This is a genomic window from Massilia violaceinigra (assembly GCF_002752675.1).
In the GTDB taxonomy this organism is placed as follows: Bacteria; Pseudomonadota; Gammaproteobacteria; order Burkholderiales; family Burkholderiaceae_D; genus Telluria_A; species Telluria_A violaceinigra.
The window spans coordinates 366,516-389,181 of the sequence record NZ_CP024608.1 but is presented as its reverse complement, the minus strand read 5'-3'; the positions used below and the strand labels follow the sequence as shown (position 1 = coordinate 389,181).

At 63.7% G+C, this 22,666-nt stretch carries 20 protein-coding genes; 13 read left to right on the top strand and 7 right to left on the bottom strand.

Annotation, left to right across the window (positions count from 1 at the left end; genetic code table 11):
* Positions 1 to 6: 6 nt before the first annotated feature.
* On the bottom strand, positions 7 to 1,092 hold the full coding sequence (locus tag CR152_RS01810; protein WP_099873258.1) for a type II asparaginase: 1,086 nt from the start codon (positions 1,090 to 1,092) through the stop codon (positions 7 to 9).
* 182 nt (positions 1,093 to 1,274) lie between these two features.
* Positions 1,275 to 2,156 (bottom strand): amino acid ABC transporter substrate-binding protein, encoded by an 882-nt coding sequence (locus tag CR152_RS01805; protein ID WP_099873256.1) that lies wholly within the window; start codon positions 2,154 to 2,156, stop codon positions 1,275 to 1,277.
* Between the two features lie 405 nt (positions 2,157 to 2,561).
* Between CR152_RS01805 and CR152_RS01800 the strand changes: the two genes are divergently transcribed.
* Positions 2,562 to 3,878 carry a carbohydrate-binding protein gene (locus tag CR152_RS01800; RefSeq protein WP_208640054.1) on the top strand — a complete coding sequence of 439 codons (1,317 nt, stop codon included), beginning with the start codon at positions 2,562 to 2,564 and terminating at the stop codon, positions 3,876 to 3,878.
* Between the two features lie 297 nt (positions 3,879 to 4,175).
* A complete protein-coding gene (locus CR152_RS01795) occupies positions 4,176 to 4,676 on the top strand; it encodes a hypothetical protein (protein ID WP_099873254.1) in 501 nt (166 codons plus the stop codon).
* Between the two features lie 145 nt (positions 4,677 to 4,821).
* Here CR152_RS01795 and CR152_RS01790 read toward each other — a convergent pair whose 3' ends face one another.
* Positions 4,822 to 6,174 carry a tetratricopeptide repeat protein gene (locus CR152_RS01790; protein WP_099873251.1) on the bottom strand — a complete coding sequence of 451 codons (1,353 nt, stop codon included), beginning with the start codon at positions 6,172 to 6,174 and terminating at the stop codon, positions 4,822 to 4,824.
* A gap of 235 nt (positions 6,175 to 6,409) precedes the next feature.
* On the opposite strand from CR152_RS01790, the gene CR152_RS01785 reads away from it, so the two are divergent.
* The 5 genes from CR152_RS01785 (at position 6,410) to CR152_RS01765 (ending at position 14,442) form a co-directional block, all read left to right on the top strand.
* Positions 6,410 to 9,160: a hypothetical protein gene (locus tag CR152_RS01785; RefSeq protein WP_157778287.1), complete on the top strand. Its 2,751-nt coding sequence runs from the start codon at positions 6,410 to 6,412 to the stop codon at positions 9,158 to 9,160.
* Complete coding sequence (locus CR152_RS01780) at positions 9,160 to 11,130, top strand: hypothetical protein (protein ID WP_099873249.1); 1,971 nt, start codon at positions 9,160 to 9,162, stop codon at positions 11,128 to 11,130. The genes CR152_RS01785 and CR152_RS01780 overlap by 1 nt, the downstream gene beginning before the upstream one ends.
* 155 nt (positions 11,131 to 11,285) lie before the next feature.
* A complete protein-coding gene (locus CR152_RS01775; protein WP_099873248.1) occupies positions 11,286 to 12,506 on the top strand; it encodes a DUF6136 family protein in 1,221 nt (406 codons plus the stop codon).
* Positions 12,493 to 13,110 carry an ATP-binding cassette domain-containing protein gene (locus CR152_RS01770; protein ID WP_099873247.1) on the top strand — a complete coding sequence of 206 codons (618 nt, stop codon included), beginning with the start codon at positions 12,493 to 12,495 and terminating at the stop codon, positions 13,108 to 13,110. The genes CR152_RS01775 and CR152_RS01770 overlap by 14 nt, the downstream gene beginning before the upstream one ends.
* 567 nt (positions 13,111 to 13,677) lie before the next feature.
* Positions 13,678 to 14,442 carry an SDR family oxidoreductase gene (locus CR152_RS01765; RefSeq protein WP_099873246.1) on the top strand — a complete coding sequence of 255 codons (765 nt, stop codon included), beginning with the start codon at positions 13,678 to 13,680 and terminating at the stop codon, positions 14,440 to 14,442.
* A 37-nt stretch (positions 14,443 to 14,479) separates the two neighbouring features.
* On the opposite strand, the gene CR152_RS01760 is transcribed toward CR152_RS01765, so the two are convergent.
* Together CR152_RS01760 and CR152_RS01755 are read right to left on the bottom strand one after the other, a co-directional pair.
* The gene (locus tag CR152_RS01760; protein WP_099873245.1) at positions 14,480 to 15,217 is read right to left on the bottom strand and encodes a DNA-binding protein; all 738 of its coding nucleotides are present in this window, start codon (positions 15,215 to 15,217) and stop codon (positions 14,480 to 14,482) included.
* Between the two features lie 334 nt (positions 15,218 to 15,551).
* Positions 15,552 to 16,190 carry a DUF2238 domain-containing protein gene (locus CR152_RS01755; RefSeq protein ID WP_099873244.1) on the bottom strand — a complete coding sequence of 213 codons (639 nt, stop codon included), beginning with the start codon at positions 16,188 to 16,190 and terminating at the stop codon, positions 15,552 to 15,554.
* 15 nt (positions 16,191 to 16,205) lie between these two features.
* Here CR152_RS01755 and CR152_RS32625 point away from each other — a divergent pair, with 15 nt between their 5' ends.
* From CR152_RS32625 to CR152_RS01730, 6 genes are all read left to right on the top strand, one after another.
* The gene (locus CR152_RS32625; RefSeq protein ID WP_157778286.1) at positions 16,206 to 16,400 is read left to right on the top strand and encodes a hypothetical protein; all 195 of its coding nucleotides are present in this window, start codon (positions 16,206 to 16,208) and stop codon (positions 16,398 to 16,400) included.
* A gap of 48 nt (positions 16,401 to 16,448) precedes the next feature.
* Positions 16,449 to 17,225 (top strand): PEP-CTERM sorting domain-containing protein, encoded by a 777-nt coding sequence (locus tag CR152_RS32620; RefSeq protein ID WP_229413249.1) that lies wholly within the window; start codon positions 16,449 to 16,451, stop codon positions 17,223 to 17,225.
* 2 nt (positions 17,226 to 17,227) lie between these two features.
* Entirely contained in the window at positions 17,228 to 17,641 is a 414-nt protein-coding gene (locus tag CR152_RS01745; protein WP_157778284.1) for a hypothetical protein, read from the top strand.
* A gap of 133 nt (positions 17,642 to 17,774) precedes the next feature.
* Positions 17,775 to 18,347: a hypothetical protein gene (locus CR152_RS01740; RefSeq protein ID WP_157778283.1), complete on the top strand. Its 573-nt coding sequence runs from the start codon at positions 17,775 to 17,777 to the stop codon at positions 18,345 to 18,347.
* A gap of 203 nt (positions 18,348 to 18,550) precedes the next feature.
* A complete protein-coding gene (locus CR152_RS01735; protein WP_157778282.1) occupies positions 18,551 to 18,973 on the top strand; it encodes a hypothetical protein in 423 nt (140 codons plus the stop codon).
* 121 nt (positions 18,974 to 19,094) lie between these two features.
* Positions 19,095 to 19,604 carry a GNAT family N-acetyltransferase gene (locus CR152_RS01730; RefSeq protein WP_099873236.1) on the top strand — a complete coding sequence of 170 codons (510 nt, stop codon included), beginning with the start codon at positions 19,095 to 19,097 and terminating at the stop codon, positions 19,602 to 19,604.
* 13 nt (positions 19,605 to 19,617) lie between these two features.
* Here CR152_RS01730 and CR152_RS01725 read toward each other — a convergent pair whose 3' ends face one another.
* Together CR152_RS01725 and CR152_RS01720 are read right to left on the bottom strand one after the other, a co-directional pair.
* A complete protein-coding gene (locus CR152_RS01725) occupies positions 19,618 to 20,115 on the bottom strand; it encodes a hypothetical protein (protein ID WP_099873233.1) in 498 nt (165 codons plus the stop codon).
* 105 nt (positions 20,116 to 20,220) lie between these two features.
* On the bottom strand, positions 20,221 to 22,665 hold the full coding sequence (locus CR152_RS01720; protein ID WP_099873232.1) for an FtsX-like permease family protein: 2,445 nt from the start codon (positions 22,663 to 22,665) through the stop codon (positions 20,221 to 20,223).
* Position 22,666: the final 1 nt, after the last annotated feature.

The window sequence follows — 22,666 nt, the reverse complement described above, 5'->3', positions numbered from 1 at the left end:
CAGAACTTAGTAGGTATAGAACATCCGCTGAATTTCCTTGGTGCTGCTGGTCTTGGTCAGCGCCAGCATCAGCAGGATGCGCGCCTTCTGCGGATTGAGCGTATCGGCCGCGACGAAGTCCAGCTCGTCGTCATTGGCTTCGCCGTTGCGCGCCAAAATGCCCTGGCCCACGCGGCTGGCGCGCACGATGACCGCACCCTTGGCGCGTGCGGCAACCAGCGCCGGCTTGACCTTGGCGGCCAGGCTGCCATCGCCCACGCCGGCGTGGATGATGCCCTTCGCGCCGGCCGCCATGAAGGCGTCGAGCGCCAGCGGATTCATGTTCGCGTAGCCGTACACAATGTCGACCTGCGGCAGCGATTGCAAGGTGCCGATATCGAACTCGCTCTCGGTCGTGTGCTTGCGCAGCGACTGGCGATAGAAAAATGGCTTGCTGCCCTGGATGTAGCCGAGCAAACCCAGTTCGCTGGTGCGGAAGCTGTCCAGGGTCGAGGTATTGACCTTGGTGACATCGCGCCCCGACTGGATCTGGTCGTTCATCGCCACCAGTACGCCCTTGCCGACCGCTTCCGGGCTCGCTGCCAGCATCACCGAGTTATACAGGTTGATCGGACCGTCGGCCGAGATCGCGGTCGATGGCCGCATCGCGCCGACCAGCACCACCGGCTTGCGGCTCTTGACCACCAGGTTCAGGAAGTAAGCCGTTTCTTCCAGCGTGTCGGTGCCATGGGTGATGACGACGCCATCGACGTTGTTCTGCGCCAGCAGCACGTTGACGCGCTTGGCCAGCGTGAGCCAGTGCTCGTTGGTCATGTTCTCGCTGGCGATCTGGAATACCTGCTCGCCTGTGACATTGGCCACTTTGGCCAGTTCCGGCACCGCCTTGATCAGGTTTTGCACGCCCACCGTGGCGGCGGTGTAGCCGACCGTGGTGGTGCTGGTCGCGCCGGAGCCGGCGATGGTGCCGCCGGTGGCCAGGATGGTCACGTTGGCCAGCTTGGGCGCGGCTTGTTGCGCCTGCGTGGCCGAGGCCATGCAGAACAGGAGGCCGAACAGCGCGATCATCGATTGCGCGGGATTTTTGTGAAGCATGCGATCTCCTAAAGGGACGAGGGTTTTTTGTAGGCGGCGCCATTTTCATGACGCGTTTTCACTGCTGCGGGACGGCGAAAAGTCTTTTCTAGGATTAGCCCTATGATAACGGGCGAAGGAAGCCTGCCTTGCAAGGCAGGCTCGTTGCGCAGGGGCGCGGTAGACCGCGCCAATTCCCTGCTTCACCGGTAGGCGGCCGGGTCGCCCGAATCGGTGGGCGCGGCAATCGCCTTTTTCAGAGCCGGGCTCATCGGTAGCTGCAGTGGCGCGAACCATTTGCGGTAGATCTGCTGCACTTCGCCGGACTTGAACAGCGCGACGATGGCTTCGTCCACCAGTTTCTTGAATTCGGGGTCGTTCTTGCGCACGACGATCCCGTACGGCTGCACCGGCAAATCGGTGGCGACGATGGCATAGATGCTCCGGTCCTTGGCGGCGGCGACCAGCCCGTGCAGAAGCACATCGTCCATCACGAACGCGACCGCGCGGCCGGCCTCGACCATCGAAAACGCTTCGGCGTGGTCCCGGCCCGGAATGATGTGCAGGTCGAGCCCCTGTGCCTGGGCGGTTTCCCCCAGCGCGTGGATGGCCGTGGTGCCGGCCGTCGACACGACGGTCGAGCCCTTGAGCGCTTGCAGCGAATCGATGTGGGCCGTCTTTTTCGCTACCAGGCTGGTGGCCGCGACGAAGGTCGTCACCGAAAACGCCAGCTCCTTTTGCCGCTCGAGCGTGTTGGTGGTCGAGCCGCATTCGAGGTCGACGATGCCGTTGACCATGAACGCGCTGCGGTTGGCGGAGGTGACCGGGCGCAGCATCACTTCCAGGCCGGGCGCCTTGAGCCGGGTGCGGATGGCGTCGACGATGCGATAGCACAGTTCGATCGAATAGCCGGTCGGCCGCTGCTGCTTGTCGAGATAGGAAAACGGGATCGATTTGTCGCGAAAGCCAATGCTGATGACGCCCGTTTCCGCGATTTTTCGCAAGGTCGGCGACTCCTGCGCCGCGCCATGGGGGGCGAGCGAGAGCAGTGCGGCAAATGCGAAGAGCAGGTGTCTGGTGTTCACGTCGTTTTTTCCTTACGGCCCGGGAATTCCGACCGTCGCATGGTGCAATATACCCATGAACGGGTGGCAACGACAATGCTTATGCAAAATTCACATGGCAGGGGAGGATGCTCCGGCAGTCAGAACAACGGGAGCTCCCGTTTCATTGCCGGGCTGCTTGCGCTTGCTGTGGTCGTCGATGGCGTGCGGACCGCATAATAACGCGAAGAAACTTTGACGTAAACCCGACAGAACCGGGCCGAAAGTGCCATCAGACTTGTGCGGGTTTTGACAATACGCCAAATGTGCTGGATACTCAATTGCAGTGGAAACGCTTCCATAGCCATCGTTATTGCAGATAACGCCGCTTGGAAGTGGTTGTTGCCCGAACGTAAAACCCCAACGATAACTTCGGAGACTTTCGACATGAAGATGAAGACGATTAACGTCGTGCTGGCATCATTATTGGCTGCCGGCACTATGGCCGGCTGTGGCGATAACACGGCGAGCAACAGCGGCGATGGTGGGAAAACTCCCACAGCCCTGGCGCAGACAGGTAGTGCGGCAGGTTCCAGCTCCAACATCGCCCCCATCTGCACGCTCCAGGCTGAAGACTATGCCAACGCGTTCGACACCACTGCCGGCAATACAGGTAACCAGCACCGCACCGACAACGTCGATATTGAAGCCACTAACGATGCCGGCGGAGGTTATAACGTTGCCTGGACTGCCAACGGCGAATGGCTGGCACACAACAACATTACCTTCCCTAGCAGCGGCGCCTATACCATTGCCTACCGTGTCGCGGCCCCTTCAGCCGGCGGCGTGATTTCGGCCGACCTCAACGGAGGCACGATCCCGCTGGGCACCACCTCGGTTCCCGCAACGGGTGGCTGGCAGAACTGGACCACCGTGCAGCGCACGATTAACGTGAATGCCGGTACCTACAACCTCGGCACGTTCGTCAGCAGTGCGGGCTTCAACCTGAACTGGATCAGTATCGCCGGCGCCAGCTGCGGCACAACGCCTCCGCCACCTGGCGGCTGGACGCTGGCCTGGGCGGACGAGTTCAACGGCACCTCATTGGACACCTCGAAGTGGAACATCGAGGTCAACGGAAATGGCGGCGGCAACAACGAGCTGCAGTACTACACCGCACGTCCGGAGAACATCCGTGTCAGCGGCGGCGAACTGGTGATCGAGGCGCGCAAGGAAGCCTATATGGGCAAGCAGTACACCTCGGGCCGCATTACCACCCAGAACAAGGCCAGCTGGCAGTACGGGCGGATGGAAGCGCGCATGAAGATCCCGACCGGCAAGGGCACGTGGCCGGCTTTCTGGATGCTGGGTAACTCCATCAGCAGCGTGGGCTGGCCCGCAAGCGGCGAAATTGACATCATGGAGCACGTCAATTCCGAAGCGGTTACCCATGGCACCATCCACTGGTCGGATCATAACAACGCGTATGCCAATTATGGCGGCCCATCGGGCAACGTGGACTTCTCGCAGTTCCACGTCTATGCCGTGGAGTGGGATGCCTCGGTGATCCGCTGGTATGTGGACGGTAACAAGTTCCACGAAGTCAATATCGCCGGGGGCATCAACGGCACGTCGGAGTTCCATGCGCCGTACTTCCTCCTGTTTAACCTGGCCGTCGGCGGCAACTGGCCCGGTAGCCCGGATGGGTCTACGGTATTCCCGAACCGGATGCAGGTTGACTACGTCCGCGTCTATCGCAGGTAATCCAGCGTTGGAGAGGAAGCATTTTCTCTCCAGCTGTTCACCCACACGGCGCCCCGAACAGGGGCGTTGTTATTTCAGGGCACAGCTCTTCCGGCAATGACAGCCGCACGCTCGTCGCGGCAAGGTTCTGGAACCGGGCTGCTGCCTCCTCGACCAACTTGCCGAAAACTTCGCTACCTGTAGAATCAAGAGCTTAGCCGAGAAAAACACGGCCAATTTTATTGGCTCTATTCAGCGACCGCACTCGTGTGCACACTCGATAAAGTCAGACAAAGAACTGTCAGGACAAGCTGAAATATGAACAGCGACACCTTTTTGACTACCGATCCATCGACGGTGAAGACGCGGCCAAATGGGGCAGCTACAGGGGTCCTCTTCCTCACCATCGGAGGCGTTGCATTTCCGACGGAGGGGTGGGACGATTTTGTGGTCACCATCTTGGGTTGGTGGGCCCAGGCACTGCTGCGCTTGTCGGATAACGATCGTTGCACCGTGACCGTGCCTTTCATGGAAGGAGATTATGCGGTGAAAGTGCTGAAAACATCCGCCGCGACGTTTGAGTTCCGGGCCGTGAACGGAATACGGAGCGGCTTTGAAACGGCGACAGGCGAAGCTGCGGCCAGGCCGTTTATCGATTCATTTATTTTGCAATCGCATCGTATCCTTCGCGAGTGCAAGCAGCAAGGATGGTGGTCGGCGAATGAGGATGCGCTGGCCTCGTCATTAGAGGCGCTCGAGTACGAGTTGAAACGCTTCGGCCCTGGCACTGATCAGGTGGCAAGTTCAGCAAACCGGTAAGCAGTACGATCACGGCACCACCACGGATTTGACCTTAGGTGCCAAATCAGGGTTCCCGATTGCGGTGGCATCTGCCCGCACCACGCCGCTAGCATCCGGCCTTGTGACCCCACATGTTCGGGCCCGGGGCCACCGCGCACGGAACTTATCTGGCAGCTTCGACCAGGATGCGGCTTGCTTTCAGATCCTCCACGAACACGCCGGCCAGGGTCCTGAAATCGAGGCTTTCGAAGGCCTCGGCCATGTCGGTGCGGTAGACCTTGGTGTGGACGATATCGCCCCGTGGCGCGCCGTTGGCGGGACGCTTGTAGACGTTCAGCGTGTATTGCACGAAGCCGCCGCCGCCCGCCGCCTTGCCATATTCGTGGGTCAATTCGATCGCCTGGGAACAGTCATTTTCCCGCATCGCGGTAGTCATCGATTCACCCGCGCGCGCGGCGTCGGCAGCGTCGATCTTCAACACCAGCAAGCGGTAGTCGCGCAGTTGATCGACAAGAAATTCGCTCGTATTTTGATTGGTGAGGGCCATCAAGCGCTTGAATTGGGCTGCCCCGTCGCCGCTCGACTCTGGCGGCGCCATCGTGATGACGGCCACGGCACAACGCGAACGGATGGGAGTCGTGTCGTTGGGCGAGGACGATGCGACGCGCGCGATGACGACTTTTTGCTTGTCCAGGAATTCCCGCATACCCTTGCGCGCAGCCTCGCGTTCCGCTTCGCTCAAGCCGCCCGGGAGCTTGCCCAGCGATTTTACAGCGTCAGGATTGCCGGCCCGGTCGGCGATGAAGAACCAGGTAGCAGCCTGCTTCCGGTCCGCTGTCACGCCATGGCCGCCGGCATACATGTCACCGAGGACTTTCGGAGCAACAGGATGGCCGCGCAGGGCTGCGCGCTCAAGCCAGATCGCAGCCTGGCCGAGGTGAGTCGCTTTCCTGAAGCCATTAATGTAGAGCAAGCCCAGGTTGAACTGTGCCTGGACCTGGCCATCAGCCGCAGCCAGTTTCAATAGCCGCTCAGCCTCATCGTAATCGCTGGGCACCAGGTTGCCGTTCAAGTACATGAGACCGAGGTTCCCCTGTGCTTCGGCCATACCGAGATCGGCGGCCTGGCGATAGTATTTTGCCGCCGCCGGCATATCCGGCGCTCCCAAAACTCCCCGCTCGTGCATCACGCCGAGGTTGTACATGGCCGGCGCCACGCCTTTCGCCGCAGCTTGCAGGAACAGCTCCTTCGCCTTTGCCGTGTCCTGGGGCACCCCCAGGCCATCCAGGCGCATGCTCCCGAGGAGCAAGAAAGCTTCGCCGATACCGTTGGCCACACCAATTTCATAACACGCGACAGCGCGCGCATGATCCTGGCTCGCCTGGTATTTCTTGCCAGTGTCGACGTCGCATACTTTGCCGGGCGCGGCTTGAATCGCGGCGGAAACGAGCAGGCCCGCGGCGGCCATCAGGATGTTCGTCGAGCGTGGTCGCATGGGGTTCTTCAAAAAAGTCATTGGCGGGACCACGGGCGCGCCACCCGGCGGCTGCGGTATCTTGATGTTGATCTTGGGGAATGAACATCATACCCTCAAGGCCCATGACTGCCCCTGCCAACCTGCCCGCCCAGCTGCCCTGGCGCGCTTCTTTTTTACCATTTTCACCACAGTGACAATCGGTGAGATTGTCTGTAAATACAGTACCTATACTGATTTTGGTCAATCGTTCGTTAGTTCCCTGGAAGGATGCAACATGGACTCTCTACGCTCGCTCCCGCGCCGCTTTCAGCTGCGCCCATTGCTCGGTGCAATCGCACTCCTGATGGGCAGTTGCACCGCCCTGGCTGCCACGGCGCCGGACCCGCGACGGCTGGCCAACGGCCCTGCCCCGTCGGAAGTCACCTTCCCATCGATCGATACCCCCGACATCAAGCCCGGCCGCGCACCGGTGGTGGATATGCGAGCCTTGCCGCAAGGTGCGAAAGCCTCCTTGCCCAACCAGGACATGGGCCACGTTTTCCTGCGCATCCCGCCAGGACAAGCGGCCACGCTCTCTGCCGCCGATGTCGCCGATAAAGTGATCACGCCGCTGCTGACCGCGATGCGCTTCGAAGGCGGCATGCGGCGTCTGCGCCGCGCCCCGGATGCCGGCCTGCCGCAAACGCGCCCGCAGCTCGACGGCGTCGCCCAGCTGCTCTCCCTTGAGTACCAGGGCAACGAAAAAGCCACGCGCCCGCGCACCCTGGACATGGTCGACGCCTTCCTCGGCAAGCGCGCGCCCACCGACGACGTCGAGCGCAACCTGATGATCGCGCGCGGCCTGACCTACTCGCAGTTCAAGGCCGACATCGAACGCCAGGAGATTATCTATCCCTTCATGCAGGTCGAAGGCGACGTGCCGATCGAGCACACCATGCTGCTGGCATCGCGCTGGGAAGGCCAGACCGTCACCAGCGTGCGCGGCTCGCTGATCCACCGCTATTCGATCGCCAACGCGCGCCCGCAAAGCCCTGAAGGCGCCGATCTGCGCGCGTATGCCGCCCTGAGCAGGGTCAAGGGCATCGACAGCGTCGACGGCAAGCGCGTGCTCGACGGTCCATTCCTGGTACTGCTGCCTTATGGTAACGACAGCGCCGGCGGCGTTTCCCTGCGCTACGCATGGCGCATGGTCGTGCGCGGCATCAGCTTCGGCAGGCCGGTGCCGTTCCGGGTCTGGTCCGATGCCGCGACAGGCACCATTTTGAAGATGCGCCCGCTCGTCTCCGACGTCAACGCGGTGGGCAATGTGTGGCGGCGTGATCCCGGCACCGGGGCGACCCAGGTGCGCAGCTTCGCGGTCGATCCCGCGGTCGGCGGACAATACACGCTCAAGCTGGCCGGCGTCGTCTCGCGCGTGGACCACCAGGGCGACGGTTTCGATGCCGAGGACGTGTCGGTATCGAGCACGCTGGGCGGGAGCAGCGCCACCCTGGCGAACTTCAACCAGGCGCCCATCAACAATGGCGCGAGCGGCGTCTGTTCCAGCGGCGCCAATCCGAGGTTCCAGCAGGTGAACTACTTCGGCGTGTTCCACATGAATTGGAAGACGTCGATCTCCCACGGGATCTTCACGCCCTTCCCGACCAGCCCATGGAACCCGCGCATCGAGTCGGGCTCGGCCGGCTGCAATGCCTGGTCCAGCATGGACTTCGGCGCCTGCCAGGGCTACTTCGACGCGGCATGTCCCAACTATTCGGATGGCACGACGGCCGGCGCCAACTACATGAATTTTGCCCACGACAACACGGTCGTCAGTCACGAGCTGGCGCACAATGCCGTGCAACGATTCACCGACGACCGCCCCAGCAACTGGTGCGGCATGGCGCCTTGTGCCATTCCGGTGGGCATGAGCAAATTGCACGACCTGGCCGACGCCTGGGCCGACCATTTCGATAACACCAACTGCACCGCCGGCTGGGTCGCCAAGAACCTGGGCGGCGTGAATGCCAGCAACAACTGCCAGGGCAGCCGCGGCCACGATGAGGCTGGCAGGTTGCCGCGCCTGCATGAAGTAACGACGCCGTTCAATCCCGCCATCCCGGGCGACCATTTCCCGGAACACCGGGACTTTTCGACCATCGACTACGCCGACATGCAGATCGGTTCGGCGATCCTGTGGCAAGTGCGCGAGGGCATGCGCAGCAAGTGCAGGCCGTCCGGGCATCCGCAGTATTTTGTGCGCTTCACGCGCGCGCTCAAGAACGCCGGCCTGTCCGGGGCGCCGGGAAGCGGCGACCGCGGCATCTATAACGTGCTGCGCGATCTGGAACTTGAAATGGTCGAGCAATGGGCCACCTCCGGCTTGCCGGGCGGTCCGCCGGCGTTCGCGCACAACGGCAACCACACGACCAACAAAGTGCTTGCCGGGTTCGCGAAGGGCGGCGTGTTTGCCCTGCCATCGGCCTGTATCGACGGCGACAACACTACCTCCGATGCGGCCATCTGCCCCGCCGGCGAAAACGGCGGCGACGCGGTGATCGACATGAACGATAACGATCTCGCCGACGATCTGGTGGTGGACGGCATTTCGCACCGCGAGACGGATTTCCTCAAGCTGGGCGGCCCCGCACCGACCTTCCAGGTCTGGACCGGCCCGCGCTTCCGCTTCACCGGCACCAGCGCCCGCCCCGTCAGCGGCGCGGCGATCTGCAATGCCAAGTATATTGTTGAAGCGTCGACCGATCCGGCCTTCTCGCCGGCATCGACCATCAACAGCGGCTGGCGCGTGGTCGACCTGAACACCGCCACGCCGGCGTCGCCGGAATGCTCCGACACCTGGACGCCGAATGCGGCGCAGTGGACCACGCTGCAAAGCGGCGGCCACCTCACGCGCCTGTACTACCGCACCCGCACGCGCGACGCGTTGGACGGCAACGAACGCATCTCCACCTCTCCGGCCGCCGGCCTGTGGACCGTTCCGCCGCCCTATGCCGTCATCACCACCTCGGGAGGATCGGACTACTGATGCGCGCCCCACACCAGAGCAAGAGCGCAGGGCGCCTGATCGCCGCCCTGTTCGCCGTCGCATCGATCGGACACGCGTTCGCCGCCAGCTTGCCGCCGGCGCGGCGCGTGCTGGAGCCGCCCCTGGCGGGCGCCGCGATGGCGGTCGTGGACGGGCGCTTGTGGGTGGCCAGCCGCGGCGGCGGCTTGATCGGGTATGAACGCGCTGTGCGCACCATGCGCTTCGATCTCGGCCAGGGCTTGCCCTCGGCCGTCGCGCAGGAACTCGCAGCGCTGCCCGACGGCCGTCTGGTGGTGGGCACCCAGGGCGGGCTGGTTCTGGTCGACCCGCGCGAGCGCAGCAGCTCGCCGATCGCGCCACCGGAAATTGGCCAGCAAACCCTGGCGGCCGACCTGGTGCTGGCTTCCACCCGAGGGACCTCGGTGATCTTTCAGCTCACGCAACGCGATTCCTACGGCGCCGAGGGCCAGCCTGAAGCATCGCTATGGCACTGGGATGGCGAGCGCGTACAACCCTGGGATGTGCGGCTCGGCGGCGGGGTCGTGGCCACGGCAGGCCTGGCCGACCGCAAGGATGGCTGTTTTCACCTCGCCGGCATCCAGGTCGATGGCGCGGCGCAGCGGCCCTGGTATGCGCGCCAGTGCGGCGGGCAACTGCGGACCTGGCGCCTTGCCGACGGCGCGCCCGCCGGCACCATTGGCGTTGCCGCCATCGCCAAAGCAGCCGATGGCCGCTCCACCATTCTGGTGATGGTGACCCAGTCCGCGGCCAATCCCGCTTCGCGCCGCCATGTCGTGATGAGCCTGGACAAGAACGGCCGGCTCAGGCCCCACTGCTCCAAGGCCAGCTTCAAGGAGCAGGTGACAGGGCTGGTGCAATCGGGCCCGGACCTGATCGTCGCGCGCGCCGGCGCCGGCGTGCATGCCTTGAGCTGCGGGCCGCTCAAGGCGCTTTCCACCGACCCGCGTGTGAGCAACGCCACCGCATTAGCCCATGACGCCCGCCTCGGCCTGCTGGTGGCCACCGACGCCGCCGTCTGGCAACTTGGGAAGGACGGCACGCCGCTGGCCCTGACGCCTGCGCCCGGGCCCCAGATTCCCATCGACGCCTTGCCGATGGAGTACAAAGCGAGGGGTGCGCTTGCGCTTCTCAGTTCGCCGACTGCCGGCCTCCTGGAGCTGTCACGCAGCCCGGACGGCTGGCAGGTGGCGCGCCAGTGGCGGGCTGGTGTCGACCTGCCGGCTGGTGTGTACGGCGCCGCCGCCTACGCCGAGCCGGACCAGATCATTGCCGTGCAGTTGTCGCAGGGCCTGCTGCGTCTGCGGCCAGGAGGAACGCAAGCGGTGGAGCTTGAACAAGGCGCGACGCCGCTCGATGTGGCGATAGCGCCCGGCGGCATCTGGATCGCGGCCGGCAGCACGCCGTTGGGCGGCGGTTCCGCCGGTCTGCACTTCCTGCCCAACGAAGGCAGCGCCCGCTTCTTGCCGCTGCCGGACCGCCAGGCACAGCCGAGCGGCCGGCTGATGGCCTGGCCTGACGGCCGGGTGTGGGCCGGCACGCGCATTGGCATCATTGAAGCCGACGCCAGGGGAAGCCCACGACGCATATCGGCAGAGCGCGTTGAAGCGCTGTACCGCAATGCGTCACGCAATATCGTCGGTGCGGTCGGTGCTACCGTGCAGTACTGGCACGGCGAGCGCATGGTTCCCGTGCTGTTTGCGATCGAACCGAAGCCGTCTCGCCCGCTGGGCCATCCGGTCGATCTCGTCATCGACGATGCGGGCCGATGGTGGATTCTGTTCTCGGCAGGACAAGTGGTGCTGCTCGATGCGGAGCGGCGCCATGTTGCGACGCTCGATGAGCGATCCGGTATCCCGCCGTCGAGCCGGCGGCTGCTTTATTTGCCCGGCTCGCGCGAGGTGCTGATCGGCTCGGCCCGGGAAGGCATGTTTTCGCTGACCTGGCCTTGAGCGTGCGCTTGATGGCGCGGACCTGAGAAGGTGGCGACAGGGGTTTGTGACGGGCAGGACCAGGATCGGAGGTTGTTAAGCTTTCGCTAATCATCCTGCCCTACACTCGGCGCCAGTCGACCCATCTGGAGAACAGCATCTCGTCCGCCACCCTGTTGCGCTTTCGCTTGCGCTGGTATGCCGTCAGCACGGCGCGCGTCTTGCTGCGGCGCTGGCAGGCGCTGGTGCTGTTGTGCGGCATCCTGGCATCGGCCAACATGTCGCTGTTCTCGAATGTCGATGCGCTGGCCACGCCGCTGCTGGTGCTGCTCTCGCCCGAGCATGGCGCTGCGTGGCGCTTCGGCTATCTCATGGTGCTCCATGCCATCGCGGTCATGTGGGCACTGATGCAGCGCGAGCAGATCACAGGCGGGGCATTCATGGCGTATGCCCGCTCGCTCCCGTTCACCGAGCGCTACCGGCGCCGGGTCGATACCATCGTGCTGGTGCTGGCCGACAGCCCACTGCTGGTGCCGCTGGTGTGCGCGCTTCTCGTGGTTAGCGTGGGCCACGGGCAAGGAGCGAACTTTCTGCTGATGCTCGTTGTCGGCCTGCTGGCGCTGGCAGCCCAACTGGGCGCGCTGGACCGGCGCCGCCTGGCCTGGATCGCGGTCGCGGCGGGCAATCTGCTGCTGGCGGCCGTCGTCCACACCCCCTTTCAGGCTGGCGCGTGCGTGCTCGTGGGGCTGGGTGCCTGCGCGCTGCTGGCGATGCGCCTTCCGCGCGCGGCACCACGCTGGCAAGACGCGTTCGGGCGTGCCGGCGCACCGCTTGCCGCGCTGCTGGTGGCGATGAGCCGCCGGCTGCATCCTGCCATCCTGATTTCGGCCGGTGTGCTGTTCCGCCAGCGCCGTTCCGAGGTGATCGGCAAGGCCATGGGCGCCGGCTGTATTGCGGTGGCCGCACTCGCGCTGATGAAGGTATTCGACCATGACGGGCGCGCTGTCGGGGCTGCGGTCATCGCGCAGGTGCTCATGGCGCTGTCGATCAGCGGCCTGTATCGCGGCTTGCAGATGGCGCATGTTGATGCTGCCGGCTATTTCGCGGCGCTGCCTCTGCGGCGGGCGTGGTGGCGCATGTTCGACATCGTGGTTGTGGTAACGCTCGCCCTGCCTTTTCTTGCGATTCCCGGCGTCGCGCTGCTGGTTCATCACGTAGCCTCGCCAGTGAGCATCATTGCCAGCGCCGCATCGAGTGTCGCGTTGTTGTGCGTGCTGCGCGTGCCGCAGCTGTTCAATGAGCGGCATGCGGTCGTGCTCAGTTCGATCGTGGCGGGCACGTGGGGCGCGTTCACGATTGCGTTGATCAACCAGGAGGATTACCTTGCTGCGCTTTGAACAGGTTTGTAAGTCATATGGCGCCAAAAGCGTCCTGCGCAATGTCAGCCACCATTTCGCATGCGGTGCATTTGCGCTGCGCGGCCCGAATGGCATCGGAAAGTCGACCCTGCTGGGCGTGCTGGCAGGTGCGGTGGAAGCCGACAGCGGCACGGTCTGGATAGACAAGCAGTCGCTGCGGGACGCGTCCATCGCCGCCAGGGCGCGCCTGGCCTACGCGCCCGATGAGTGCCCGGTCTATCCCTTCATGACCGGACGCGAGCTGCTCGCGTTCGTGGCATTCGCCAAACGCTGCACGCTCGCCGCCGAGGTGCTGGACATCTGCGCGCGTTTCGGTCTGGGGAACCATCTGGACACGCGCTGCGGCGATATGTCGCTTGGCACGCAGAAGAAGTTGATGCTGGCCGCGGCGTGGATCGGCGAGCCGTGCGTGATGCTGTTCGATGAACCGTCGAACGGGCTCGACGCCGCCGCGCGCCTGGTCCTGATCGAGCTGCTGCGGGCGCGCAGCGGTAACAACGTCATCCTTGTATCCACGCACGACCATGAATTCGCGCACGCGATCGGCGCCACCGTCATCGAGTTCGATACATTGAACGGTTGAAAGCCCGTCAGCCGTCTACTCGGTCGCAGCCATAGTCGTCCGTACCGTCGAATTTGAAGCACTTTGGTTCCTTGTCGACGCCGGACATCTTGGACAGAGCGGTGCAATAGGCAAATTTATGGTTGTTGCCCCATGCCTTTTGATTCGCCTGCTCTCCCGGTCCACGGTGAATGGCGTGGCCAGTGCCGCGGCCACCACATGCGGCGTCGTGTTGAATACCACCTGGCCCTCCGCGCCCACATTCAAGGGCTGGCCTTTGCGCTCGAACTCCCGGACGTACACGCCGCTCCGGGCTGCAAAACGGATGAATGCAGCAATGCGCAATGAGCTTGCGCGGCGTTGCCGGCCAGCAGGGGCGAAGTACGACGGCGTGGCGACAGCGGCCATGCGCAGCTCGGGGCCGATCGTACCGCAATCATGCCGCCGGCGGCCTGCGGCCGCAAAAGAACGAGTGCCCGGTTCAATGAATCCGCGCCCGCCGCATGTCGCAGCAAGAAACGGATAGCTCGGCGATCAAGCCTCCCCTATGCTGAAAGCCCGACAGACAACCAGCATAAGGATAGGTAAATGAACCAGTTATCAGGCAAGGTGGCGATTGTGACGGGCGCAAGTTCAGGCATTGGCTACGAGACGGCCAGGCTGTTCGCGCGCGAGGGAGCCAAAGTGGTGGTCACGGCGCGCCGGCAGGCCGAGCTGGACGTGCTCGTTGCCGAGATCGAACGCAGCGGCGGCGAAGCGATTGCCGTCGCCGGCGACATCAGGGAAGAGGACACTGCCCGCGCCCTGGTGGAAGTGGCCGTCGGCAGCTTCGGCGGACTTGATATCGCCTTCAACAACGCCGGCACGACAGGCGACAGCATGCCCGTTGCCGGCATGTCGGCCGAGGCCTGGAACGCTATCCTGGGCACCAACCTCACCAGCGCCTTTCTCGGCGCGAAATATCAGATTCCGGCGATGCTCAAACGCGGCGGCGGCTCGATCATTTTCACGTCGACCTTTGTCGGCCACACCGTCGGCTTTCCGGGAATGGGCGCCTATGCGGCCAGCAAGGCCGGCCTGATCGGCCTGATGCAAGTGATCGCAGTCGAATATGGTGCGCAGGGCATCCGCGCCAATGCGCTTCTGCCGGGCGGCACCGATACGCCGATGGGGCGGGCCTTCACCAACACGTCCGAAGTGCGCGCCTTCGTCGAAGGGCTGTATGCATTAAAGCGTCTGGCGCGGCCGCAGGAGATAGCACAATCGGCGCTGTACCTGGCGTCCGATGCATCGAGTTTCACGACCGGATCGAGCCTGATCACCGATGGCGGCGTGTCGATCAACCGGACCTGAACCGCCATACGGGTGAAGAGCGCGGCGCAGGCCCCGGCTACTGCTGCGCGCGCAGCGCTTCCGCCTCGGCCCGCAAGGCGCTGCGTTCGGCGTTCGAGGCATCGAGCCGCGCGCGCAGATCCTTGATCTCCGACTCGAAATTGTCGCGCGCGGTCACGGCGCCGATCAGCTCCATCTCGGCGGTGAGGCGCGCATCCGATACCGCTGCCTGCGACGCCACATTGCGCTCGATCTGTGCGCGCAAGTCCACCAGCTGCTCATTCTTGCCTTCGATGGCCAGCTGGTCTTTTGCCTTGCCCACCAGTGCCTCGGTGGCAACCAGGCGCGCGTTGCGCAGCTCCACCGTCAGGCGCTGGATATCCTCATCCCGCTCACTCACCGTCGCCAGAGCCTGGTCGCGCGCGATCGTCATGCCGGTCAACTGCGCGCGCAGGTCGTCGCGCTCGGCTTCGAGCTGCTGGCTTGCCGCGAGCAGGTCCGCCATGTCGCTGTCGGACTGCGCCAGCGCGTCGCGCACGCCGGCCCCGGCCTCGTGCGCGAACTGCTGCGCCCAGTTGCTCAGGACCGTCGCGACCGACTCCGGAATATCCGCCCTGGGCGGCTCGGGCGGTGTGGCCTGGCTGGCGCGCCAGGCCAGCAGATGCTGGTGAATGGTGTTGGGAGAACCGGTGCCGAGCGCCTCGCGCACCGCGTCGATGCTGAGCCGGGCGCCGTCGTCCCGCAGGCTGATGGCCGCCTCTGCAACTTCGTCGAATGTGACTTCCTGGCGTGCCATAAGCCGTCTCCAGTAGGGGTATCGTTGTGGATAGCTAACATCATACGCCGCGACGACAATCCGCCGCGCACCCTTCTGCTCGGCTCGCTAGTGCTGTATCTTTTATCAAAATTTGCTTCAAGATGAGGCCGACGAATTACTATCCGTTTAACAACCTTTTCTGTGCCTGATAGCAGGGCAGGATGCTCATGAAGCCATAAAAATGACCGCCAGGTATAAAAACTGGCATCGGTGCACGCCCGGGATTCGCAGACGAGGACCCGTAACGTGTGCCGTGATGGGAATTACCTAAAGCGTGATTCGTCGCGTCAAGCACGCTTCCAGCCTTCCCGCTTTATTGGTCAACGCCGGCCTGGGGACCGCGCCCCCCGGATGGCGCGCGCAACGCCGACCAGGCCCACAGGAGGCTGCCCAAGGTGGCCAGCAGCATGTCCTTGTGCGCATCCCACATATCGCCCTGTTGCCCGTTGTACGATTCGGCGTCCTCCGACGACAAGATCATCGCCACCGCGAACTCGAACCATTCGTACCAGAGGCTGGTGACCATCACCGCCGACACGGCAATATAGAATCCCAGCCGCACCGACAATCCGCGCCGTGAAGTCAGGTACGAGATGGCTCCTGGCGTGAAGCACAGGCCGAACAGGAAATGCACGAGCCGGTCGAAGTTATTCCGGGTCCATCCGAACGACTGGTCGATGGAAATGTGAAACAGCGCCTGTCCCCACGCATCGTAAGGCACGTTGGAATACAGCCAGCGCGCGGCGATGGAGTGCACGGACAGGAACACGGCGATGAGCAGGAAATCGAAGTCGGTCAGGCCACCGCGCCGGGAAAACTTCCACAACAGCGCAAAGCCGACCAGCGTGAGCGAACTATGCAGCGCCTGTTCCACCGGCCATGGCGGATTGATCCACGTAACGGCGAAGATGAGCAGCATGATGACGGTGGACGTGCGCTTGGAAGGGTACATGGCTGTAAAGTAAAAATGAAACCAGAACTGATCCGTTTCCGGCAGTCCGCTTGGGACGCTATGGTATGCGATGAATCAGCATTGCTTGATGAAAATATGTCCTGTTCACCATCGCCGCGGATCGCCAACCCGACGGCAGACGAAAATGTCTTGCCGCAGGCCCCTGCCTGCTCGGGAAAGTGGTATCGTTTTGTTATGCTTGACGTTTGACTGATGGCTGTCCAGAGGGCGATGGCCGCTCGACCCGAAAGGATTACCATGCCGCATTCCATTCACCGGCTGTGCCACGTCGCGCTTGCCGCCAGCGCCTTGTGCGCGTTCCCGGCCCAGGCGCAGCTGGCGTCGGCCAGCTCGGACATTACCGGCTTCAGCTACCGCCTCGTCGATCTCGACCTCGCGGACGGCATCACGCCTTACATCACGATTACCCCGGCGGACCAGAGCAATGTGATCCGCCGCTCGTCCAGCCTGTACGGCAACGGCGCGGTGACCCATTTCTTTACCATCGGCGATATCGGCACGACCGCGCTCAGCGAAGCGTTCGGCTCGTCTTCCACCCATACGGGTAGCGACTTCATGCAGGCGCAGGCCCAGTACACCGCAGTAACGCCGGGCTATCAGACCTTCGGCGGCCAAAACGAATACCGCTTCAAGTTCAGCCTGACACCATCGACGAGGCTGGAGTTTTCCGCCGATATTGCCCTGCGCGCGAACGACACTGGCGGCGCGATACAGGCGCTGTCGGGCGTGACGGTCCAGGGCCTTTTCGTGTGGACCCCACCCGAGGTGGTCGATTACACCGTCTTCAGCTACACCGCCTCGGTGGAGGACGGCACCCGCTCCGACCATTTTCTCGGCGAGCTGCGCAGCGGCGCCATTGCCCTGGATGGCTATTTCAAGATGACCAACCACGCCACTGTCGATGCCAATCCGCCGCCACCGGTCCCCGAACCGCAGACCTACGCGATGCTGTTCGCCGGCCTGACGCTGCTCGGTGCCTGTGCCCGCCGGCGCCAGGCTGTATCGGCCCGATGAGTGTGCCGGACACACATGCCACCCACGGCCCCGTGCCGCCGGCTGCCGCCAATCGTGCCCTCACCGAAGCCGAGGTTGGACTCGTGCGCCACATGCTAGGCAACGGCAACGCCGACGCACAGCAATACCTCGGCCAGCTGGACTTGCTGGAAGTCACGCCATGGCGCTGCGGATGTGGCTGCTCCAGCATCGACTTCCAGGTACGGGGCCGTCCCCCCGCCCCTGCTGGCGTTCACATCCTTGGCGATGTTGTCTTCGGCACCGGTGACGATCTGGCCGGCATATTCATCTTTTCAAGCCAGAGTATGCTGAGCGGAATAGAGGTTGTCGGTTTGACCGGTGCCGCGCCATCGTTCCTGCCCTCGCCGGACATGCTGCGTCCCTGGAGCGATGCCGCTGGTACGGGAACTGGCTGATATGCTGTTCGCAGCAGTATGCATGCCGCCGCTCCCTCGGACTGGCCGGACAAATAGAAAGCGCCGCGTTCAGGCAGGCTACAATCCCGTCTTTCCCCGTCTGAACCCAGATCCCACGCACCGGAACCCCAGCATGCGCAATTATCTAGTCGCCCTCGCACTTTGCTGCGTCACCACCACGAGCATGGCGCAAGCCACCACGTATGAACCGTCGATCGGTGTATCGTTTCCCTCTGAAATCGCCGGCATGACCTTGCAGGGACGCACGGCGTTTCCGCAAAAGGCACTCGGCGTGGCAATCGAATATACCGGTAGTGACAGGGGGATGCGCGGGGCGCTGTATATCTACAATGGAGGGCTGGCCTCCGTGCCGGCCGATATCGACGCACCGGTCGTGCGCAAGCATTTTGAACAAGTCGTCGCCGACCTGAAAGCATGGGAAGGCACGGGCAAGGTGCGCATGACGCAAGCCGTCGGAAAAGCCGAAAGGACCACCACGTTCGCTGGCTGCGGCCCCCAGTTCATCGTGCGCGAGTTCGAGATTGACTTGCCGGAAGGCACACTGGCCTCGGCATCCTATCTGACCACCATGAAAAACAACTTCGTCAAACTGCGTGTGAGCTATATGAAAAGTGCAGTGCAGGGACCGCAGGCGGCGCAGAAATTCGTCCAGCAGGTTCGCCAACTGCTCGGTGGCTGTCAATAAGTCCCGCCGGCCGCCACGTGCTCGTCACGCATCAGCGTGGCGAGAGCCAATAAGCTGGTCGGGATGGTATTTGTCATTGCCTTTTACCGTTGGCGGATCGATGCCGCATTGCATAAAATGACAACATCTATTCCCCAACGCAGCCCCATTCCAAAAATGATGCCAAATCCGCTTTCCGTCACTGCCTCCTCAGCGAACGGTACTTGGCGATGAACTACTGTGAACCTTTTCCCAGACGGGTGCTGTATTTCGTCTTCGGCGCCTTCATAACGATTGGTAGCATTGCCCTTGGTTTTTCTTTGCTAGCCAAACGCGCCGAGCTTAATCAGGGCGAGCCGGTTTTCAACTCGCTGTTTGTTCTTGTGATCTTGTGCTGCGGCATCGGGCTGATGACAACGTCGGTACGCTTTCGGCTAACCCTGACGCCACGCTCGCTCACCCTGCGCCGCGCATTCACAACCCGGACAATTGCGCGCAGCGACATAGCGGACTACGGGAAGATGACGTTGCAAGGTAATACAAATTTGTTCTTGTACTCTTCGCGGCAAAGACGGGCCATTATGCGTATCCCGTTCGTCTTCGAGGACGGTGACGCCGTCATGGCCTGGATGGCGCAACGCCGATAATAATCGTTGCAGCCGGAGCCAATCTGTACGCCGGCATTGTCGAACAGCGTAGCGGCGGCGACGGGACCTTCCGTAGTGGACTGGGTTATCATCGTCATCCGACTTCGTTCACTGGCCTTTCATGCATATACGCCGCCTTGTTCCCTCCGATGCCTCCGCATTCCAGTCGCTGCGTCTGGCGTCCCTGCAGGAATGCCCGTCCGCCTTCAGCTCCAGCTACGAGGAAGAGTGCGACACGCCGCTGTCCACCATCGAAGCGCACATGGCACCGGACTCGGGACGCAACCGCTTCGGCGCCTTCGATGGCGCGGAACTCGTCGGCATCGTCGGCGTGGGCCGCGAGAGTGCGCCCAAGCTGCGCCACAAGGGCTTCGTGCGTGGCATGGTGGTGGCGCCGGCCTGGCGCAACAAGGGCGTCGGCCGGCAGCTGCTCGCGCACGCGCTCGCCTTCGCCGATGCCATGCATGGTCTGCGCCAGGTAACGCTGACCCTCACCGCCGGCAACGCGGCAGCGCTGGCGCTGTATGAATCGATGGGATTTCGCCAGTTCGGCCACGAACCGCGCGCCCTGTGCGTCGACGGTGTGTTTTACGACGACGTCTACATGCTGCGCGACGTCGGCGCAGGCTGATTCGCCAACCGCGTCACCACAGGTGGCGCTGATGATCGATGCGCGCGACCGGCGGCTTGCTTGCCATCAGTTCGTTGGCCCGCAGCGCCGGCCCGTGGAAGATATTGAACACGACCTTGCGGTACACCCAACCGCACTCTTGCGCCACGCGATAATTCCCGATGATCCGCACCCAGCAGTTCGGTTCCAGCAGCACGTCGGAAACGGCTTTCGCCGGCCTGCGCCGGGCGTGATAGCCAAGGAAAGCGACATGGACGCCTGCCGCCGTGTGCTCGATAGTGAGCGGAAAGGCCTCGCTGTGCTGTTGGGCGAAACGGACCACTTCCGTACCATGATCGATGGCGAACTGGCGGCTTTCATAGGACCGCACAAGATGCAACAGAACCGGATCGGACAGAGAGCAATCGGGAATCGAAACGCGCTCCGGAACGGCGTTTCGCAAAACCGATCCCGGCGCGCCGCGCGATGCGCCGGTCCACCACGTTTCGATGATCTGAATCAGTGTCTGCATGCGGATACCTGAAATGAGCATTGGCTGCCGCAAAAGTGCGGGCCGACCGTTCCGATTCTACCGCACGACCCATGTGCAACCAATTCATGAAGCTGCTCTAAGTCCCTACACCCGCAGCGCGTCCGCCGGCAGCATGCGCATCGCCAGCCACGCGTGGCGCGCCACGGCCACCAGCGCCACCGCCACGGTCGACGCCAGCGCAAACAGCAAGGTCCAGTAGCCGATCGGCGCATGCTCGACATAGGTCGCCAGATAACTGTTGATCGCCACCGCCGCCAGCGGCAATGCGATCAGCGCCGCGATCGCGGTCAGCGTGCCGATTTCACGCACCACCAGGAGGCCAATGGCCCGCCGGCGCGCCCCGTGCAGCTTGCGCAGCACGATTTCCTTCGAGCGCCGCTGCACCGTGTGCGCCGACAGCACGTACGTGCCGAACGCCGCGATCGCCAGCGCGATGCCGGTGGCAATCGCCAGCAGCTTGGCCACCCGGGCATCCTCGGCATAATTGAGCGCCAGGATCGCATCGGCGCGGTGCGTCTTGATCATCGCGTCGGGAAAATACCGGGGCCACAAACTGCGCACCGCTGCCTCGACCGGCGCCAGCGAGCCCGTTGCGCGTACGCTCAGCGTCATCCCGGCGGTCCACAACTCGTAAGCCATCGCATGCGGCGGCTCGCGCAGCGACTGGAAGCGCAGCTCCGGCGCGATGCCCACCACGCGCTTCTGAAGGACCTTGTTATCGAAGCCGGTAAACAACAGCGTCTGGCCCAGCGCGGCCTCGGGACTGGCGAAGCCGAGATCGCGCGTGGCGATCGCGTTCAACACCAGCGGCACCGGATCGTTTTCCTTGTCGACGGCGGCGCCGAACAGCCGCCCGGCGCGCGGCGCGATGCGGTACTGCTCGAAGAACGCTGCGCTGACCGACTTCATTTCCATCGATGCGCTGATCCCGCCCGGACGTTTGAGGTCGCGCAGCCACGACACCTGATGGCGTCCCACCGCGTCTTCCGAGATCGCGGTGCCGGCCACGCCCGGCTGGGCCGACAGCGCCGCGACGAAGCTGCGCACCCGCGCGCTGTCGCGCAGCGTTTCCGGCAGGTCGACAATCAGCAGCGGCGCCGGATCGAAACCGGGCGAGACGCGCATGGCATACACGGTTTGCCACGCAATGGCCAGGGTGATGGCGGCAAAGCCCATGGCGGTGGCCACCTGCACCACCGTCATCACGCGGCGCAGCTGCATGCCGCGCGCCGACTCGCTGTCGCCACGCCCGGCCAGCACCTGGCTGGGACGCACGCGCATGGCGATCCACGCCGGATACGCCGCCGTCAGCGCGCCCAGCGCCAGGCCGAGGGCCAGCGCCGCGCCGATATTGGCGCTTGATAGCATGCCATCGAGCTTGCGGTCGACCAGCTGCGCGAACAAGGGCAGCGCCAGCCACGCCAGCAGCAGGCCCAGGCCCGTCGCCAGCAGCGCCACCAGCATCGATTCGGCGAGCAGCTGCAACACGATCTGGCGCACGCCCGCGCCCAGCACCTTGCGCATGGCCACCTCGCGCTGGCGCCGCAGCACGCGCACCGCCGCCAGGTTGACGTAATTGATGGCGGCCATCGCCAGGATCAGTGCGGCCATCGCCGCCAGTGCGGCAATCACCACCGGGTTGCCGCGCTCCCCGGCCGCAATCACCTCGGTCTGTCCCATGTCGCGGTCGAAATAGGCGTCCCGCAGCGACGACAGCGCGACATCCATCACCTTCCGTTGCCCCAGCCGCTGTTTGGTTTCCGGCGGAACGTTCTGGATCCCGGGCGCGTCGTCAACGGCCTGCTGCAGCGATGCCGTGAGCGCCGTTACCGACGCCGCCGGATCGACGCGAACCAGCACCTTGCCCCACCAGCCCGATTTACCCGTCATCATCTCTTCCTGCACGTGCGCCTCGGCCAGCACCGAACGCACGCCCACCAGCACCTCGAACGGGATGGTGGTGTTGGCGGCCGGCGTGCGCAGCACCGCCGTGGCGCGCAGCAGCTTGCCCTCGACCAGCATGGTGCGCCCCACGATATCGGCCGTGCCGAAATGGTGGATCGCCGCCGCTTCGGTGATGGCAAAGCCTTCCGGCCGCTCCAGCGCGGCCTCGAGGTTTCCGCGCACTGCCTGCAAGCCGAGGATGCCGGCGAATTCCGGCATCACCGTCAGCCCGTCCATCGCATGCAGTTGGCCGTTGATGGTCGTCGTCAGTCCCTTGATGTGCGGGCGCGTCGGAATGTAGGCGGTCGAGGCGAGCACGCCGGGCGCCTTGGCGGCCGCCATGCGCAGCATCATCGGCGCCTGGTCGAACCACGGCGCCTTCGGATCCACGTTGTAGCGCTGCTTGACGATGTAGACGTGATCGGCGCCGGGCACCTCGGCGTTGTACTGCCATGAAAAACGCACGAAGCCAAACAGCAGCAGGGCCGCCGCAAAGCCCACGCCCAGGCCGGCGATGACAACCAGCGAATACGCCGGTTCCTGCAACAGCGTGCGCCAGCCGATACGAAAATCCGTAAGTTTCATG